Genomic DNA, 19,452 nt, shown 5'->3' on the forward strand with positions numbered 1-19,452 from the left:
GCCCCCAGTAATAAAATATTGACTCGCTATCTGTGATCATGATGCCACTATATTTTTTCATTTCAAAGCAGACACATTATACCGATTATACAGGGGAAAAGGTTATTTCTGAATATGTAATGAGATTAATAAAATGGAAAAAGATAGATTGAGTTATGGCGCAGTACGTAAAAACTATTACCTTATCTTTGATAAACATAATAGAGAAATTTACATATTAAACATGATTATATGTAAATCTCCTTATTTTTCTGCTAATGTAAAAGATTTTGATAGGTGTATATTCAATGCTTTCACATGATTTTTAATGTCTACAATCCATCAAGCAATTGTTTCTTCGTTTTATATCCAGATATTATACTTTATCGGCGTTCTGTCTCTCACTCAACATCGATTATGCCCCTATGACAATATGTCCGCAAGAATTTTATTGCAGCAAGAATTTCATTGCAGAATTTGATACTTTTTTCTCCCTCTCTAATAGTTGATATGATAAGGATATTACACAATATCACAACTCATCATGCGATAATAACATTGAACAAATAAAGATTTATTTTGCCCCCCTACAACTCCAATACAAATCGTAATATGATATTAACCGTAACAAAGAAATAGACAGAAACTTAGCAAGCGAGAAAATAAAAATGAGAAAGAGCGATGTATGAAGAGCTATTTTTTTGAAAAACAACATTGCATATCGTGATATTTATTTTGTGAGAATAGTCATACTAAAACCTTTCTACACGCGAAAAATCACTTCATAAGCTGTCTTTGAAAGAAATTATTTAAAAATACTCCCATACAACTAAATACAGAAGTTTGAAACTACTACATTCATGAATGGAAACCTAAGATGACTTGTTTCAAGCGAGACATACAAGCAGTCTCTAAACATTGTAGTTGATAAAACAGCGAGCAGTATTGACCGTAAAAGCTGTTATGTGGACTAATGATTGTAAAAACAATCTACTATATATCGCCATGATGGAAGCCTATTCCAGAGCGATTGATAAGCGCCGAGATACCGAATACGAACGGTTAGCGAGATAAATAGAAATAGTGCTTCATTCTTCACAATGGAAGTGAGTGCATGGAGAAATTATGAAAAACAGCCGAAGCACACCGCTTCCGCAAGCGGCAGCAAAAGCGAGCAAGTGAAAGCGGTGTGCTTGTCGTTGCGTAGCAACGACACCATTCTACCTCCCCATATCTAACAGGGAGGTAGGAAATAGAGAATAATAGTATGGAATCCGTTGATACGGTAAGGGAAATGATGTCCTGTGCTGGAATTTTGTGGCGGAAATTTGAGATATATCAAGTAATTGGATAAAAAAGGTGATAAAAAAAGACTTTTATATCAGATTGATGGAAGAAACAAAGAGATTTGACTTAGGCATAGATTCTTTCAAACAACTAACACTGGATATATCTTGTGAAGAAAAATGATATACAAAAAGCTACGTTTCAAAGATACCTAGAAGCGTCAGGAATTATTAGAAAGTTATTCGGAAATATTCAGTTAAAAGATATGAATGACATTGTTGTGCAAAGAAAAATTGATGAATACGCAAAGAAGCGTTCTCACAGTACCACTCGCAGCTTGTTAATAAAAGTCAAAATGGCACTTCGTGACGCTTACGCTCGTGGTTATCTCACGAATGATTTCGCAGAACTTGTCAAACCTCGTGTGAAAGAGTTATCGAAACGAAACGAAACAAAGCGTTATCCATTACGGACTTCCAAAAGCTAAGAACATATCTACTAGCACACACAGAGGAAGAATTTCATGTGCTCGTCTTAGTAGCTTTAGAAACAGGTATGCGAAGAGGAGAATTGGGTTAACGTAGACACCTTCTTGATGAAGTGAGTCTGCAAAACGTAAAGTTGTGTCGCGATCTGGAAGAATAATTGGAATAATAGGTGATTCACTATGTAATACATTAAGACCTATTTGTTGAATGCCGTCTCTTAAGTAAGTACTTTTCGTTTTCGTGTAACTTTTCCTGGATGTCCGGATTTTTCTCTAGAATATCAATAGCTGCAATTAAACCTCCGATAACTGATAAATGTTTTATTGTGTCGAGTACTTGACTCCCCGTCGACAGTTGTAGGACATCTCTTTTAACAAACAGAGCCATAGAAAAAAGCACCCTGTTTTTGCGGGTGCTTATTTTGAATCCTGCTCCTCATCAAGACGTTCGTAAGCATATGAACGCTTTTGATCCATCGTTTCTCTGTTTGTCAAATCCTTCATTTGCCGTGTAAATTGCTCGTCATATCCTTCCCCCTCTTGATTTCTTTTTTCTGTTTCAGCTTGAGTCTCCGCGGTTTTTCTTGCATATGGAACGGCTTCGAGGCGCTCATATGGTATTTCTTGACCTGTTGCTTCACATATTCCGTATGTGCCGTCTTCCAATCGCTTGAGGGCGTCTTCCACTTCTTTTAATAAATTTCTGTCCGTCTGCCGGAAGGTCTGCTCTCTCATTCGTTCAAAATAAACGCCGGCATGGTCAGCCTGATGATTGTCAACTCCGTTTGAAAGCTCGCCCGTTTCTTCCGCCATCGACTGATCTGTTCCTTCTGCAGGGGAAAGGCTTTGTTTTAAGTCAATTAATTTATGGTAGAGATGGTCTTTTTGTTTTTGTGTTAATGGCATGGCTGATCCTCCTCCTTTCTTCTTCCTTTCCCGATTTCGTGGGAGAAAAACCCGCCTTTCCAAAATAAAAAGGCCGTTCAGACGCGGACAAGCGGTGAACAGCCTTTACGGTTTATGCACATAAGTATTTTGATAACAGCGCTTGAATTTCAAGCATGTCGGTATCCTTCGTAAATTCCAGGTCAAAGATTTTGCTGCTGGTCATCAGAGAAAGAGAACTGTCTGGATTGAACATGCTGACTTCTCTGATTGCAAAGCCTTCAATCGATCTGTACGGCAGGAAAACGCGGACTTTCTTTTTGGAAAACAGTTTATTATCAAAAAAAATAATCCGCTTGTTCGTAAAACATATTTGATCTATTCTTAGTCTGCAAACCGATTCTATTTTTTCTCCTTCTATAAGCAGCGGTTCAAATTTTTTGCCGTCTGCTGTTTTGCTTGCTGAAAAAACGCCCAATCAAAACCCCTCTTTCTATGTGTCCAATTTATGTTTATGCACAAGGCAAAGTATGCTGTCAGTTACTAATAAGGATACGATAACCCTGATTTATAAACAATTACGAGCAGATTACATTTCTTTAACTCTATATGTTTGTTTTTACTATCAATTAATACGCCCGGCGGACGCGTGAGGTTTCAACTTTTTTATCAGTTTTTTCAGCTTATTTTTCGTTTGCTATCAATCAAAAGGTGCATAACGGTTATAACAAAAAACCGCAGCAAGATGTTCTTCTTCTCTGCGGTTCTCTTCTGACGATTTTATCATGCCTTTTGTGTACGTATCAGGCACTTGCTCCTGCTTCCGATTCAGTCAGCCGATTTTTTAGGAAGGCCTGTGTTTTTTTCTTCAACAACCCTTCATGTGTGATTTGATGATCCAGGCGAATGAATTCAGGCTTTTACTTCTTCAAAGTATTCTTTGTAATAGCCGCCGACTTTGCTTGTATTATCGATAATAAACAGAAACTCTTCCGTTTCGTTTTTGACCTCGTAAACGTTACCGACGGTCAGCGCTCTGTTGACGATGTACTTTTTGGCATCGGTATGTATGCACTTTACTTTTTTAATGGTTTTATTGTTCTGCCATTTTTCGTGAATCATGTGGATGTCTCCTTTTTCATACGTGTATAGTTTCCATTGTAGCGTTTTTTCGCCGAAATGCAATGCGCTCTGCTGGCGAATGTGATTTTGCCAAGCATGAATATTGATTTGGTTTCATTCCCTGTTATAGAATGGTGGTGTATAGTTCCAAAATCAGAAATATATCCCTCTTTCATCCGCGTAATGACCGAATCAAAAGACAAACCAGCACCAAGACAACTCACCTGAAGACAGACCAAAATCTTAAAGGAGGTTTGTTTGACAAACATGAGTTCATTAACGATGCAGGTCAGTAAGAAGCTGGAGTCATTTTTGCAGGGAACAAAGAAGCTCTATATTAACGGGGAATTTGTAGCCAGCGCCTCAAACAAAACGTTTGAGACCCCAAACCCGGCGACTGGTGAAACGCTCGCCACCTTGTATGAAGCAGGTCCCGAGGATGTCGACAAAGCGGTAAAAGCTGCGCGGGAAGCCTTTGACCGCGGTGAGTGGCGGACGATGAACCCGGCCGAAAGAAGCCGGCTGATGTACAAACTCGCCGATCTGATGGAGGAACACAAAACGGAACTGGCTCAGCTTGAAACGCTGGATAACGGGAAGCCGATCAGCGAAACGACCGCCGGCGATATTCCGCTGTCAATTGAACATATGCGCTATTATGCGGGCTGGGCGACGAAAATAACCGGGCAGACGATACCTGTTAACGGACCTTATTTCAACTATACACGACATGAGCCTGTCGGAGTTGTCGGGCAAATTATCCCTTGGAACTTCCCGCTTCTGATGGCCATGTGGAAAATGGGAGCCGCGCTTGCAGCCGGATGTACGGTTGTCTTAAAACCGGCGGAACAAACGCCGCTTTCCGCTCTGTATTTAGCGGAGCTGATCGATAAGGCAGGCTTCCCGAAAGGCGTCATCAACATCATTCCTGGCTTCGGTGAGACGGCCGGAGAAGCTCTGACCGATCACGCCCTTGTTGACAAACTGGCATTCACAGGGTCAACGGAAATCGGCAAAAAGATTATGGAGAAAGCGGCCAAATCGGTCAAACGGGTTACCCTTGAGCTCGGCGGAAAGTCGCCGAATATCATCCTCCCTGACGCCGATCTGAAGAAAGCGATTCCAGGCGCACTAACCGGCGTCATGTTCAATCAGGGTCAAGTATGCTGTGCGGGATCGCGCGTTTTCATCCATAAAGACCAATATGACAAAGTCGTTGAAGAAATGGCCGCTTATTCCAAATCACTCCGCCAAGGTGCGGGCCTTCATGAAGACACGCAAATGGGACCGCTTGTCAGCAAAGAGCAGCACGAACGCGTCCTCTCGTATATTGAAAAAGGACGCCAGGAAGGTGCGAAAATCGCAGCCGGCGGAACATGCCCTTATGAACAGGGATACTTTGTTTCTCCGACTGTATTCACCAATGTCGAAGACGAGATGACAATAGCAAAAGAAGAAATCTTCGGTCCTGTTTTGGCGGCGATCCCTTATGAAACGGTAGATGAAGTCATCGAACGGGCCAATCGCAGCGAATACGGCCTTGCTGCTGGCGTATGGACGGAAAATTTGAAAAACGCCCACTATATCGCCGACCGTCTGCAAGCCGGTACCGTTTGGGTCAACTGCTATAATGCCTTTGACGCCGCATCCCCATTCGGCGGCTACAAACAGTCGGGACTCGGACGTGAAATGGGCTCATACGCTCTGGATAACTATACAGAAGTAAAAAGCGTCTGGATTCATACAGGCGAATAACGCAAGACATGAGTTTCTGCAGCCGCCCTGTCGATCAGGGCGGTTTTCTTTTTTATAGAAGTAAACATTTATAGATACATATGGTAAAATAGATGATAGTTTAAGTCGACTGGAATGATAAAACCGTGTATTCTTCCTCTCTTGGCAAAACCCTCTGGAATCAAAAAAGTTTTAGATACATATGGGCGTCACAAACAGCACAGGCTGTCGGGTCGATTTTGATGACGATCATCGTCATGGTCGATGTGTTTAAGGAAACGAACTCTGTATTCGGATCCGGTCTGGTTTTGGCTTTATCCTCGTTCGGCAGTGTAATAGGCGGAGCGATGGCTGCTTTTGCTATTCAGCGCCTCGACCTGCTGCAAACAGCCGCTTATTCAACATGGTTCAGAGCGGTCTGCGCATTATGCATCGGCTTATGCCAATCGCTGGGCTTACCCTCTTATATCATTTATATGCTGCTATTTTTGCAAAGCTTTGTCGGCTCGTGGTATTCCCCCGCACAATTAGGTTTACTGTATCAAGCGATTAAAAAGCGCGATTACGTGGCGGCATCGGGAAGCATCGTGACGGTCAACCAGTTTGTTCAGGCAGCAGGCTGGGGTCTCGGCGGCTATTTAACTGTTTTGGCCCAGACTCATACGTTGACAGTGTTTACAGCAGGACTCTTTTTCGTATCAGGGCTTTTAATCAAATTGCCTGATTTCAAAAAAGCGGTTCCCCCTCGTCAAAAAACCCGTATACAATCAGTCTGGCGCACTGTATACAGGAAGAAAACTGTTTTGTTGCTTACGATGATGGACATGTCAGAAGGTTTAGCAAATGCGGTCTGGACTTCCGCCGTTTTGCTGGCTTTTACAAAAGAGGTGTTAAATAAAGGAGAGGCTTGGTGGGGATTCATCAATGCCGGTTATTTTTTGGGAGCGATTTTGGGCGGCATTCTCGCTGTGCTCTTTTCCAACCAGCTCAAAAAAAGGCTTGGCCTCATGATTGTCTTGGGTTCTGTTTCAATGGGAATCACAACGCTTTTATTCGCCTATTCGTCAAATCCCCTCCTTTCGGTCATCCTCTGTATCATGATGGGTCCGCTTTATCAAGTAAGAGACGTCAGCCAGACGGTTATCCTTCAAGATACGTTGACAGATGAAGAGCGTGCACCGGTCACCGCCGCCAAAAATACTATTTTGACTGCATGGTCTGTCTTAACAATCGCCATTATGGGGGCTTTGGCGGACTTGATCGGGGTGCAAAGCGTATTTATCGCTGCCGCTGTATTATATGCCGGAACAGCCGCTGTCACATTTTTCGTGCGGGATGTGAGAACGTACAGCCAGTCTGCAAGGCAAATAGAACGATGAAGCTGCTGTGGATTTTTTCATCAACGGTATATTTGGAGTGATCGTTTGAGAAATAAAAAAAGCTTATTCGATGACAATGGCGCTGATTGCCGGCGGCATTTACAGCTGTTCAGCAAAGATTGAAAAATAAAAATGAACAAAGCGGCGCTCAGCAGAATAACATGCTGCGCGCCCTCTGATTCAGCGGGATATCAGCTCTTCGTATTCCCGCTTCAATATCCCCATAATGATTTCATCTGAGTACTGTTTATTCATATAAAGAGCCTCCCTGACCGTACCTTCCCTTTTAAATCCGGCTTTTTCATATGCTTTCAGCGCACGCTTATTGTGTGAAAAAACTTCGAGCTGAAGGCGGTTAAGATCGAGCCTTTCGAATGCAAACTGCATGGCCAGCCGCACCGCTTCAGGACCATAGCCTTTGTTCAAATAAGCGGGGCTGTGCAAAGCGATTCTAAACCCTGCTTTTCGATTCGTCCGGTCGATGTCAATGATGGACAGATCGCCTATCAAACGATCGTCCTCCTTTAAGCAGACGGCAAAATCATAGCGCGTCTCATCGCTTGTGATTCTCTCGTAGTGCTCATAAAGGTCTTCCATCGTAAATTCACGTGTCGTGCCCGTCATATACCTGATGTCTTCATTTTGAGCGGCTTTATAAAAGCTCTCCATATCGCCTTTTTCAACAGTCCTGAGATAAACTTTACGGCTCTCGAACATCGAACGCGCCTCCCCTGTTACTTTTGATACGCAGCAAACCAATGGTATGGCTGTATTTCCTTTAAAGATTTATAAATCAGACGCCCATCCGGTACAGTTACAGCCGCTTTAAGATCCGGACCCCAATAAAAAAGCCTTTCCTGGCATACCCCGCACGGCGTTAATACCTTGCATTCGGAATGTTCATCGTCTCTCGCAACACAAACAGAGTGCGTAATTTTTGCCTGATACTTATGGGCTTCGAGAATGGCGCCCGTTTCGATGCATAAATCGGTTGAAGCGTTGATTACTTCCGGGGCTACGCTCGTCAAGATTCTCCCGTCTTCGGTATACATGGCGGCTGCCCCGCCCCATCCGGTCGGATACCTCTTTTTGATCAAGTCGACTGCTGTATCATACAGCATCTGTTCAATATTCATTCAGCACCATCCCCCAAACATTGTTACTAATGTCTCTCTTTTTACAATACCTGAAATTGGAACGGAGGTAAATGAAGATATTCAAAGACAAAATCGGAAGGCTCACGATTTCCTAATGATGCTCACCGCCTAACAAAAGCCGGCAAGCCCCTGCTGACGTATGCCTGTATCTTCATCGCCTGTTCAAAATCGCTGTTCTTCTGTTTTCACCCGATTGGCATGACACATTTCCCAAATGAATACAGTAATATGAAGGAGATGAGAAGATTGCGTTCTTTACTAGAAGACGTGAAAGCTTTCAGACAAAAAACGCTCGCAGAGCTTCAAAATAGACAGAAGCCAGATGGTTCGTGGCGTTTTTGTTTTGAAGGGCCCGTGATGACAGACAGTTTTTTCATTCTGATGCTGACTTCACTTGGCGATCAGGACTCTTCTCTCATCACAAGTCTTGCTGAACGAATCCGTTCAAGGCAGAGCGAAGACGGCGCGTTTCGCAATCACCCGGATGAAAAAGCGGGCAATTTAACAGCGACAGTCCAGGGCTATACCGGGATGCTGGCTTCGGGGCTCTATGACCGGAGAGATGCGCATATGCAGAAAGCCGAGGCTTTTATTAAGGACGCAGGCGGATTGAAGGACGTCCACTTTATGACGAAGTGGATGCTCGCCGCCAACGGTCTGTATCCATGGCCGAGAGCCTATATTCCGCTCTCATTTTTACTGATCCCGTCCTATTTCCCGCTGCATTTTTACCATTTCAGCACATATGCAAGAATTCATTTTGTCCCGATGGCGATTACGTTTAATCGGCGATTCTCTTTAAAAAACAGCCAAATCGGCTCGCTTCGGCACCTGGATGAAGCCATGTCAAAAAACCCTCTCGACTGGCTGAACATCCGCTCTTTTGACGAGAGAACCTTCTATTCTTTCAATCTGCAATGGAAACAGCTCTTTCAATGGCCGGCTTACGTCCATCAGCTCGGATTTGAAGCGGGCAAAAAATATATGCTGGACAGAATCGAAGATGACGGAACACTATACAGCTATGCGAGCGCGACCATGTTCATGATTTACAGCCTGCTGGCGATGGGAATAGCAAAAAACGCCCCCATTGTCAAAAAAGCAGTCAGCGGAATCAAAAGTCTCATTTCATCATGCGGAGGAGACGGCGCCCATCTGGAAAACTCAACTTCCACCGTCTGGGATACGGCCCTCATCAGCTATGCCATGCAGGAATCCGGAATGCCTGAACAACATTCTTCCATCTCATCGGCAGCCGACTACCTTCTCAAAAGACAGCATGTGAAAAAAGCGGACTGGGCTGTCTCAAATCCTCAAGCGGTCCCTGGCGGGTGGGGTTTTTCACACATCAATACAAACAATCCCGATTTGGACGATACCGCTGCGGCATTAAAAGCAATTCCTTTTCAACGGCGTCCGGCTGCATGGAACCGGGGGCTCGCCTGGCTTTTATCCATGCAAAACAAGGACGGAGGGTTTGCGGCATTTGAAAAAAACGTTGACCATCCGCTCATCCGAAATCTGCCGCTCGAATCAGCAGCTGACGCAGCAGTCGATCCGTCAACGGCAGACTTGACTGGACGCGTTCTTCATCTGCTCGGGCTTAAAGGGCGGTTCACAGATAACCATCCTGCGGTCCGGCGCGCCCTCGGGTGGCTTGATCATCATCAGAAAGCGGACGGCTCTTGGTATGGCAGATGGGGCGTCTGCTTTATTTACGGTACATGGGCCGCACTCACCGGTATGAAAGCTGTCGGGGTTTCCGGCAACCACGCGTCTGTCAAAACAGCGATCTCCTGGCTTAAATCGATCCAGCGTGAAGACGGAAGCTGGGGAGAATCTTGCAAAAGCTGTGAAGCGAAGCGTTTTGTCCCTCTTCACTTTGGAACAGTTGTTCAATCTTCATGGGCGCTGGAGGCGCTTTTGCAATATGAGCGTCCGGATGATCCACAGATCATAAAAGGGATTCGTTTTCTCATCGATGATCACGAAACCTCGCGTGAGCGACTCGAATACCCGACGGGAATCGGGCTGCCGAAACAATTCTACATCCGCTATCACAGCTATCCTTTTGTGTTTTCATTGCTCGCTTCAAGCGCATTTATTAAAAAAGCGGAAATGAGGGAGACATATTGAACAGAGATGCTTACAAAGAAAAAATATCGTCGTGGGCCAAAGACCTGAAAGACCAGATGAAAGATGATCCTTCTTTAGAAAGCCATTTAGAAAAACTTTTTCAATCATTGGATGATCCTCGTGCGCCCGAACAGGAATGGTATGAGCAGGCAGAAGCCGTGTATCAAGCCATCTCCCGCAGTGATGCGTCTCAAGCAGGCCGGCAGCCATTCAGAACAGTGCCGATCGGAGGCCATCGCCTGCCAAGCCTGCCCTACTCGTATTCAGCCCTTGAGCCTTATATTTCAAAGGAAATTATGTTTCTTCATCATACAAAACATCACCAAAGCTATGTCGACGGCTTAAACAAAGCTGAAAAAGAACTGCAGAAAGCGAGGCAAACCAAACAGTTCGACCTCGTAAACCATTGGGAAAGAGAGCTCGCCTTCCACGGAGCCGGGCACTATTTGCACACGATATTTTGGTATGCGATGCACCCAAAAGGAAAAAGGCGGCCGACAGGCGAATTGCTGGAGATGATCAACCGTTCTTTCGGGAGCTATTCGGCCTTTAAAGAACAATTTTCCGAAGCGGCGAAAAAAGTGGAAGGCGTCGGCTGGGCGATCCTCGTCTGGGCGCCGCGCTCGCACCGCTTGGAAATTCTGATCGCAGAAAAACATCAGCTGATGAGCCAATGGGATGTGATCCCCCTGCTCCCGCTCGATGTATGGGAGCACGCATATTACCTTCAATATAAAAATGAAAAGGCAAAATACGTCGATAATTGGTGGAATGTCGTTGACTGGAGAGAACCTGAAAGGCGATTTGCGACAGCAAAGCGCGTTCTATGGGAGCCGTTCTGATTCAAATTCAATGGCGGGACTTCAACTATTGAAGTCCTGATTTGTTTCGATAGTTGCGCCGGACATCGGCCTCCCCGTCATCAGAGATGAAAAAGACTTGCCTCAAAAAGCGGACGAGCCTTTCCTCTCACACCTTTCTCTTCTCGGTGCCAGGCAACCGTCGACACTGGCCGAATCGAGCTAAAGTGCCGATACCTTATCACTGTCATACAAGTATCTATTTCTCTTAAACCCTCTATCGTATGTAATAAGATTCCAAGTAAAAGTTTAAATATTCCATTTTATCTTGAGGATTGTTAGAACTGATAACACGGAGATCGCTGAGGCGGCGTCGGGAGAGAAATCCCACAACCATGCACCCTTCCGAATCCGCTATTTTGATCATGCCTTTATGGAATATCGAATCTGCAGCATTCTATCAATATATCCCAAATTTGTGCCTTAAGTATGAAATGTGAACATTTTTTGATTTATTTGGAAAATAGTCGTTTTTCCTCATTCTTCTAATTTCAAAAATCGTTAAGCTATTCTACAAGAAGGGAGGGAATAAATGTTCAAACTGTCGATGTTTGTCTGATTCAGCTGGTCAGTTTTTCGAAAAATGGCAATTTATTTTAGGAGGGTTAATTATGAAAAAAATGTTTGCTTTCTTTACAGCCTTAATGCTCGGGTTGACTTGTCTGCCGTACTTATCAGAAGCGAAAGAATCAAAACATACGGACAGTTCTGTAACAACCTTACCTTCTATGTCTATACCCACACCTCTCAATCAGTCATTGAACCAGGAAAAACAGTTTAAAACTTCTGCTATTGATCTAAGCATCAGCCTCGATCTCTTAGGAATCGGAAACTCGATTAGGGATGCTATCGTTCAAAGCAATAACCGCAGCGGTTTCGTCAAAAACTGCATGGAAACCGCTTTTTATTCTGCAGGCCAAAGATACAATGTCATGGTGTTCAACTTAAGCCAAGGCTATCATAATGGTTTAAGAGGAGTTAAATTTTATGGATCTGCCAACTATCATGGCGTGATTTACGGCATTTGGGTATTTGAAAGCGGACAATTTACAAACCAAGGAGACGGCGGCTGGATTAACTGGGCATTTAAAGGCTGGTTTGATCGAAACGGCCAAACTGTAACATTCCGTAAGCCTTAATCAAAGTCAAGGTATCCCCCTCTTCTGCTTGCCGGTAAAATCGTATAAGCGAATTCACCGGCAGGCTTTTTTAATATTTCTGCCCCAGAAAAACAGCCGCTTTTTCCCTTCCTCCCCTTTTATCAAACACTTGCCTTGCCGATCATAAAGCCGACCAAAAAGACTGCACTGCTCACCTAAGCGATGCTTATCTTTACCGGCACGCAACCGTCTGCATGAAAAAAAGGCCGGATTTATCCGGCCTTATAAACAATTCAATCTTAGAATACGCCGATGACGTCCAAAAAGACAACAATAATGACGATTGGAGCTGCGTAGCGAATCAACAGAAGCCAGGCTGCAAACCATTTTCTGCTGATTTTAGAGCCCTCTTTCAATTCGGCAAACAGCTCGTCTTTCGGAATTTTAAGCGGCACAAAAACGGCGATGAGCAAAGCGCCGAGCGGCATTAAAATATTGCTGACAAGATAATCCGCCGCATCAAAAATCGATAGATTAAAAATCGATACATCCTGAAGCACGCCGTATGATAATGCTGAAGGGATTCCGAATAGGAAAATCGCAATTCCTCCCGCCCAAGCGAAAGCCTGTCTTTTTTTAGGGTCCCCTTTTGACAAGGAAGAAACAAGAATTTCAAGCATTGAAAATGCAGACGTCAGTGTAGCAAATAAAAATAAGAGCAGAAACGCCAATAAAAAGATGATTCCTAAAGGCATCTTGTGAAAGACTGACGGCAGCACATTAAATAACAGCATCGGGCCGGCATCAGGAGATAATCCGAATGAAAAAACGGCCGGAAAAATTGCAAACCCGGCAAGAATCGCTACAGATACATTGAGCAATGTCACTGAAACGGCTGATTGTACAAGGTTTTCTTTTTTCGATAAATAAGAGCTGTACGTTACCATAACGGAAACACCGACACTCAGCGAGAAAAAGGATTGTCCAAGCGCAAACAGCACCGTTTTGGCTGTGATATGGGAAAGATCAGGTTTTAAGAAAAACTCCAAGCCTTCCATTGAACCGGGAAGTGTGAGCGAACGGATGATCAAAAGCAGAAAAATAATGAACAGAGCAGGCATCATAAACTTGCTCGCTTTTTCAATTCCGCTTCTGACTCCTTTTGCAACGACAAGGATCGTTAGCATGATAAATGCAAATTGGCTCGCAAGAACGAGATACGGATTTGCAATCGTCTCCCCGAAAAGCCCGGCATAATCCGTACTTCTTGACAGTTCACCGGTCAGCCCTTTGACAATATAAATGATGATCCAGCCGCCGACAACACTATAGAAAGACAGCAGAATAAAACACGTGATAATGCCGAGGCGTCCAATCCAGTGCCAAAGCGAGCCGGGAGCCAGCTCCTTGTAGGATTCAACGGCATCTTTTTGAGTCTTTCTGCCGATAATGAACTCCGCCATTAATAAAGGAAGCCCAATCAATAAAGTAAAAAGAATAAACATAAGTAAAAATGCTCCGCCGCCGCTTGTTCCGGCAACATAAGGAAACTTCCATATCGCGCCGAGCCCGATTGCCGAGCCGGCCGAAGCTAAGATAAATCCAAGCTTTGATGACCATATATTTTGTTTATTTTCCACTTAAGCACCTCTTCTTCTCGGTCTAATTGCACATGGCTACAAACTATCATTTTAAAAAGCATAAACGAATTCGTCAAGGTTTTCAAACATTTCTTTCAGTTTACATAATAATATTATTTTAAACAATTCTTTATTTTACTAGTATTGAATTATTCAGAATATTAATTATAATAAGAGGATGTTACATTTTCTACAGATGTGAGGAGCTGGACTTATGAGTTATTTGATCAAAATCAGTCAATTTGCAGGAAAAACGTTCGCCATTTGGGTGATTCTATTTGCGGTTCTCGGCTTTGCCTTTCCGTCGCAGTTCACTTGGATCATCCCTTACATTACGATCCTGCTTGGCGTGATTATGTTTGGGATGGGATTGACATTGTCAGCGGACGATTTTAAAGAGCTGCTGAGACGTCCCCTGCATGTGCTGATCGGTGTGCTGATTCAATATACGGTCATGCCGTTGCTCGCTTTTGGACTGGCCTATGGCCTCGGTCTTCCCCCCGAAATAGCGGTAGGGGTCATTTTAGTGGGATGCTGCCCCGGGGGAACGGCATCAAATGTCATGACATTTTTTGCGAAGGGAAACATCGCCCTGTCTGTGGCGATCACAACGGTTTCCACATTGCTTGCGCCTTTTTTAACGCCGTTTCTCATTTTATTTTTCGCAAAAGAATGGCTTCCGGTATCTCCGGACTCGCTGTTCGTGTCGATTTTGCAGGCCGTGCTGCTTCCGATTATTGCCGGTCTGATCGTTCAATTTTTCTTTAAAAAACAAGTGAAAAAAGCTGTTCAGGTGCTTCCGCTCGTCTCCGTTCTCGGCATCGTCGCCATCGTCTCAGCGGTCGTCGGGGGCAATCGGGAAAACATTATTCAATCGGGGCTGTTGATTTTTGCGGTTGTTGTTCTTCATAATGGCCTCGGACTTTTCTTCGGCTTTATCTTGGCAAAGTGCTTTAAAATGGATTATGCATCTCAAAAAGCCGTGGCTATTGAGGTCGGCATGCAGAATTCGGGTCTCGGCGCGGCATTGGCGACGGCGCACTTCTCCCCTCTTTCCGCTGTTCCGAGCGCTGTTTTCAGCGTCTGGCATAACCTTTCAGGCTCATGGCTTGCGACATATTGGGGCAAAAAAACAAAGAAGCAGAAGAATGACAATCATTCTCCTGCCCCGCAGATGATAAACAAAAAGCTTTGACCGTACATGCGGCCAAAGCTTTTTTCTTGATTTAACCTTCCAACAGAAGCTGTTCAGGATCTTCAAGCAGATTTTTTATCGTGACCAGGAAGCCGACCGCCTCTTTACCGTCGACGATCCGGTGGTCATACGATAATGCAATGTACATCATCGGGCGGTTTTCGAAGCGCTCTTCATCAATTGCTACAGGACGCAGCTGGATTTTATGCATGCCCAAAATACCAACTTGCGGGCTGTTCAAAATCGGAGTCGATAATAGTGATCCGAACGTTCCTCCGTTTGTGATCGTAAAGGAACCGCCTTGAAGCTCGTTGAGCGACAGTTTATTGTTTCTCGCTTTCTTCGCAAGCTCTCCGATATCTCTTTCAATATCAGCAAAGGTTTTGCGGTCTGCATCGCGCACGACCGGTACGACGAGGCCATCCGGCGCAGCAACAGCGATTCCGATGTCATAGAATTTTTTGATCACAAGCTCGTCGCCTTGAATTTCCGCGTTGAGGAGCGGATATTTTTTCAGCGCGGCGACAACAGCTTTTGTAAAGAATGACATGAATCCGAGCTTCACGTCATGCTGCTCAAGGAATTGATCTTTTCGGCGTTTCCTTAGGTTCATGACCGCCGTCATGTCCACTTCGTTGAATGTCGTCAGCATAGCGGCGGTGTGCTGAACTTCAACGAGGCGTTTGGCAATCGTCTGTCTCCGGCGGGACATTCTTTGACGCTCTACCGGTTTACCTGCATCTTCGGTTTGTTTAGCGGCCGGCGCCTGTGTTTCGCGTTTTGGTTCAGGCTGAGCTTTTGGCGGCTGCTCGTTTTTCTGATAAGATTCAACATCTTGTTTTCTGACCCTTCCGAGCGGATCACCAGTAGGAATTTCCGATAAATCGATGCCTTTTTCACGGGCGAGCTTTCGGGCAGCCGGAGAAGCGATTGTTCTTGTTTTGGCTGCATCCGCCTCATCGTTCGCGCTTTCGCGAGGTTCGGCTGTCTTTTCAGATGAAGCTGCCTTCTCTTCCGAAGTGCCGCCGCTTTCTTGAGCGTCAGCTTGAGGAGCCGTTGATTTGCCTCCTTTTCCTTCGCCTTCTGAAATCGTTCCGATTACTTCGCCGACCTGAACTGTGTCACCGGAATCTTTCAGCACTTCCTGAAGAACGCCGGACTCTTCTGCCGTCAATTCCACGTTGACTTTATCAGTCTCCAGCTCAAGCAGGAATTCCCCTTGTTCTACATAATCTCCCGGTTGTTTCAGCCATTGGGCTATCGTTCCTTCTGAAATTGATTCCGCTAATTCAGGTACTTTAATTTCCGCCATTTTTTAGTTCCCCCTTAATTTTTGCGAGTCAAGCTATCAGATACAATGCGTTCCTGTTCCTTTTTATGAACCGTCGGATCCCCTTCTGCCGGACTTGAACGTCTTCTTCTGCCAATATAGCGGACCTTCACGTCCTTTGGAGCAACCTCTCTTAAATAAGGCTCGATATAGTTCCATGCGCCCATATTTTGCGGTTCTTCCTGTACCCAGACAATCTCCTCCAAATTCGGGAGTTTGCTGAAGATCGCTTTAATATGCTTTGCAGGGAAAGGATACAGCTCTTCAACCCGTGCAATGTGCAGCCAATCTTTTTCAACTTCCATTTTATTGAAATGGTCGCTGATGTCAATCGAAACTTTACCGCTTGAAAGGACGAGGCGCGTCACTTTGTCATACTGATGGGAAAGTCCTGACATTTCATAGACCGGCTTAAAGCTGCTGTCGCTGAGCTCCTGCACTTCTGACACGGTATTCGGATTTCTCAGCAGGCTTTTCGGCGTCATGATGATCAGCGGGCGGATCTCCTCGCGAAGGAGCATCTTCGCCTGCCTTCTTAAAATATGGAAGTACTGGGCAGCGCTCGTCAGGTTGGCGACAGTCCAGTTGTTTTCCGCCGCCAGCTGAAGGAAGCGTTCCGTTCTTCCGCTTGAATGCTCAGGCCCCTGCCCTTCATAGCCGTGCGGCAAGAGAACAACCAGCCCTGATTTTTGTCCCCACTTCGCTCTTCCTGCAGAAATGAACTGATCAAAGTAAACTTGCGCCGCGTTTGCAAAATCTCCAAACTGCGCTTCCCAGATCACCATCGTTTCCGGCGAAGACACGTTATATCCGTATTCGAAGCCAAGGACGGACCCTTCAGAAAGCGGGCTGTTGTGAACCGCAAATGACGCTTTCGTATCTGCAAGGTGATGCAGTGCGATGAATTCGTCCCCTGTCTTGCTGTCGTGAAGGACAAGGTTGCGGTGTGCGAATGTGCCGCGTTCTGAATCCTGCCCGGTCAGCCTTAGAGGCGTGCCGTCTTTCAAAATGGATGCAAACGCCATCGCCTCTGCAAGCGACCAGTCGACTTTTCGGTCATCGTCGAACGCTTTGGCGCGCCTTTCGAGGATTCGCTTTAGCTTATCGAAAACGTTGAAGTTTTCAGGCCATGAAACAAGCTCCTGATTGATTTTGTGCAAAGTTTCAACATCAACCGATGTGTCAACATCAGGAAAACCGTTGGAAACAGGCTCCGGAAGAACGATTTCATGCGTCATGTCTTCCTTTTTGGCCGGCACTTTGCGATAGGCTTCTTCTAAACGCTTCAGGACAGCGTCCTTGATTTTGTCGACGGTTTCTTTATCGACGATCCCGGTATGAATCAGCTTTTCAGCAAAGATGTTTTTGACGGTCGGATGCTTTCTGACCGCATCATACAGCATCGGCTGCGTTGCAGACGGCTCATCCATTTCGTTGTGGCCAAAACGGCGGTAGCCGATCAGATCGATTAAAAAGTCTTTGTTGAAAGTCATGCGGTATTCAACAGCGAGCTGAACCGCTGAAAGGCATGCTTCAGGATCATCCGCATTAACGTGGACGATCGGAATTTCAAAGCCTTTTGCAAGGTCGCTTGCATATTTCGTCGATCTCGACTCATTGCTTTCCGTCGTAAAGCCGATCATGTTATTGGCGATAATGTGAATCGCTCCGCCCACCTGATAGCCTTTAAGCTGGCTTAAATTCAGCGTTTCCGCGACAATGCCTTCCCCTGGGAATGCCGCATCGCCGTGAATCAGAATCGCCAGCGATTTTTTGACGTCTTGAACCGGATAGCCGCTCTCTGTTCTCGTTTCCTGGGCGGCTCTTGTCGATCCCTCAACGATCGGATCGATGAACTCCAGGTGGCTCGGATTGTTCGCGAGCGCAATGCGCGCCGTTTTCGTATGCTCATCCTGAATCTGACGGTTGGCGCCGAGGTGGTATTTTACGTCACCCGTCCAGCCGTAATTGATCCCTGTCGAACCTTCCGACGGAACGAGATCTTTGTTCGGCGCATGCTGGAATTCAGAAAAAATGATTTCATAAGGTTTTCCGAGCACATGCGCAAGAACGTTCAGGCGGCCCCTGTGCGCCATTCCGATATTAACGTTTGTCGTACCTGCCGAAACGGACTTGGCGATAATATCATCCAGCATCGGCACAAGCGCATCAAGTCCTTCTATTGAAAAGCGTTTTTGCCCGACAAATGTTTTGTGGAGAAACTGTTCAAGGCTTTCAACTTCTGTCAGCCTTCTTAAAACTTCCACCAGCTTTTCTTTCGATTTCGGAGCGAATAATTCCCCGGATTCAATCTTTTTCATCAGCCAGTTGCGCTCTTCAAAAATGTGCACATGGTCAAATTCAAAAGAAATCGATTTTTTGTATGTGTTTTTTAAGTACTGGATGGCTTCTAAACCGTTCGTTACTTCTTTAGGGGCATCTTTGCATAGGACAGACGCCGGGATTTTTTTCACATCCTGCTCAGTTAACCCGTACTCAGCAAGAGGAAAAAGCTCCTGTTTTTCTTGTGTTTTTCTTAGTGGATTGACGGAAGCGTTTAAATGGCCATAGGTTCTAATATCTTCTGCAAGTTTTATCGCTGATGCGATTTTTTGAATAGATCCAGCCGTGAAATCTGCCTCTTCGTTTTTTAGAGAGGCGGCCCTTATATCGCCCGGGGGAGCTCCAAGTTCGTCAAACATCTCTTTTAAATCAGCATCCAAGCTTTCTGGATCCTTGACGTACTGATCGTATAGCTCCAGCACATAGCCGAGGTTCGGACCGTGAAATTCTTCCCAAGTCATTCTTTGTTTCATACTATTTTGAAACATTTGAACATTACCCCCAACCTAATAATCAAGTGAATGATTCACTATCTTAATATATCTTCTGAACCTTGCGCCCAGAAATATGTAATAAAAACGCTTCCACGTATATTTTACCACTGTTTCTCATTTGTTTCTACACAGATTGTTCAAATAAAATTAAAAAATCATCTTGAAAAATAAAAAAATTTATAATTTTGAACTTTCAGATTGTCTACTCTTAAACCGGCTCTTTATTTATTCACATATTTCCCCTGACCGTCTATTTTTTAACATCCGGATGTGCTCCGTAAAAAATTAAGTTGATAAAAATAATAAAAATTTCAATATTTCACT

Annotated in this window: 15 protein-coding genes; 7 read left to right on the forward strand and 8 right to left on the reverse strand. The window is 44.8% G+C overall.

Annotated features, from left to right (window positions below):
• Positions 1–1,435: 1,435 nt before the first annotated feature.
• Positions 1,436–1,753, forward strand: coding sequence for a hypothetical protein (locus MKX80_RS11180; protein ID WP_268343279.1), 318 nt, complete (start codon positions 1,436–1,438; stop codon positions 1,751–1,753).
• 417 nt (positions 1,754–2,170) lie between these two features.
• Here the strand turns inward: MKX80_RS11180 and MKX80_RS11185 are convergent, their stop codons facing one another.
• The 3 genes from MKX80_RS11185 to MKX80_RS11195 form a co-directional block, all read right to left on the reverse strand.
• Positions 2,171–2,659: a TraR/DksA C4-type zinc finger protein gene (locus MKX80_RS11185; protein WP_043928037.1), complete on the reverse strand. Its 489-nt coding sequence runs from the start codon at positions 2,657–2,659 to the stop codon at positions 2,171–2,173.
• A 112-nt stretch (positions 2,660–2,771) separates the two neighbouring features.
• On the reverse strand, positions 2,772–3,116 hold the full coding sequence (locus MKX80_RS11190; RefSeq protein WP_020451808.1) for a PH domain-containing protein: 345 nt from the start codon (positions 3,114–3,116) through the stop codon (positions 2,772–2,774).
• 434 nt (positions 3,117–3,550) lie between these two features.
• Positions 3,551–3,760 (reverse strand): DUF6501 family protein, encoded by a 210-nt coding sequence (locus tag MKX80_RS11195; protein WP_268343278.1) that lies wholly within the window; start codon positions 3,758–3,760, stop codon positions 3,551–3,553.
• 267 nt (positions 3,761–4,027) lie between these two features.
• On the opposite strand from MKX80_RS11195, the gene MKX80_RS11200 reads away from it, so the two are divergent.
• Complete coding sequence (locus MKX80_RS11200) at positions 4,028–5,515, forward strand: aldehyde dehydrogenase family protein (RefSeq protein ID WP_154996753.1); 1,488 nt, start codon at positions 4,028–4,030, stop codon at positions 5,513–5,515.
• 221 nt (positions 5,516–5,736) lie between these two features.
• Positions 5,737–6,873, forward strand: a complete 1,137-nt coding sequence (locus MKX80_RS11205; protein WP_268343276.1) for an MFS transporter — start codon at positions 5,737–5,739, stop codon at positions 6,871–6,873.
• A gap of 180 nt (positions 6,874–7,053) precedes the next feature.
• Here the strand turns inward: MKX80_RS11205 and MKX80_RS11210 are convergent, their stop codons facing one another.
• Positions 7,054–7,590, reverse strand: coding sequence for a GNAT family protein (locus MKX80_RS11210; RefSeq protein ID WP_154994616.1), 537 nt, complete (start codon positions 7,588–7,590; stop codon positions 7,054–7,056).
• 17 nt (positions 7,591–7,607) lie between these two features.
• The gene (locus MKX80_RS11215) at positions 7,608–8,009 is read right to left on the reverse strand and encodes a cytidine deaminase (RefSeq protein WP_268311313.1); all 402 of its coding nucleotides are present in this window, start codon (positions 8,007–8,009) and stop codon (positions 7,608–7,610) included.
• A 267-nt stretch (positions 8,010–8,276) separates the two neighbouring features.
• Here MKX80_RS11215 and MKX80_RS11220 point away from each other — a divergent pair, with 267 nt between their 5' ends.
• From MKX80_RS11220 to MKX80_RS11230, 3 genes are all read left to right on the forward strand, one after another.
• A complete protein-coding gene (locus MKX80_RS11220) occupies positions 8,277–10,166 on the forward strand; it encodes a prenyltransferase/squalene oxidase repeat-containing protein (protein ID WP_268343274.1) in 1,890 nt (629 codons plus the stop codon).
• Positions 10,163–11,008 (forward strand): superoxide dismutase, encoded by an 846-nt coding sequence (locus tag MKX80_RS11225; protein ID WP_268343272.1) that lies wholly within the window; start codon positions 10,163–10,165, stop codon positions 11,006–11,008. The genes MKX80_RS11220 and MKX80_RS11225 overlap by 4 nt, the downstream gene beginning before the upstream one ends.
• 629 nt (positions 11,009–11,637) lie before the next feature.
• Positions 11,638–12,165: a stress response protein YvgO gene (locus MKX80_RS11230; RefSeq protein ID WP_154998249.1), complete on the forward strand. Its 528-nt coding sequence runs from the start codon at positions 11,638–11,640 to the stop codon at positions 12,163–12,165.
• Between the two features lie 260 nt (positions 12,166–12,425).
• Here MKX80_RS11230 and MKX80_RS11235 read toward each other — a convergent pair whose 3' ends face one another.
• Positions 12,426–13,766, reverse strand: a complete 1,341-nt coding sequence (locus tag MKX80_RS11235) for a sodium-dependent transporter (RefSeq protein WP_154998251.1) — start codon at positions 13,764–13,766, stop codon at positions 12,426–12,428.
• A gap of 214 nt (positions 13,767–13,980) precedes the next feature.
• On the opposite strand from MKX80_RS11235, the gene MKX80_RS11240 reads away from it, so the two are divergent.
• Entirely contained in the window at positions 13,981–14,961 is a 981-nt protein-coding gene (locus tag MKX80_RS11240) for a bile acid:sodium symporter family protein (RefSeq protein WP_234111886.1), read from the forward strand.
• A gap of 31 nt (positions 14,962–14,992) precedes the next feature.
• Here the strand turns inward: MKX80_RS11240 and odhB are convergent, their stop codons facing one another.
• The gene (gene odhB, locus MKX80_RS11245) at positions 14,993–16,273 is read right to left on the reverse strand and encodes a 2-oxoglutarate dehydrogenase complex dihydrolipoyllysine-residue succinyltransferase (RefSeq protein WP_154996612.1); all 1,281 of its coding nucleotides are present in this window, start codon (positions 16,271–16,273) and stop codon (positions 14,993–14,995) included.
• A 14-nt stretch (positions 16,274–16,287) separates the two neighbouring features.
• Positions 16,288–19,122 (reverse strand): 2-oxoglutarate dehydrogenase E1 component, encoded by a 2,835-nt coding sequence (gene sucA / locus MKX80_RS11250; protein ID WP_216928554.1) that lies wholly within the window; start codon positions 19,120–19,122, stop codon positions 16,288–16,290.
• Positions 19,123–19,452 lie beyond the last annotated feature (330 nt).

It is taken from the genome of Bacillus sp. FSL K6-0972, from assembly GCF_037976035.1.
Taxonomy (GTDB): Bacteria; Bacillota; Bacilli; order Bacillales; family Bacillaceae; genus Bacillus; species Bacillus haynesii.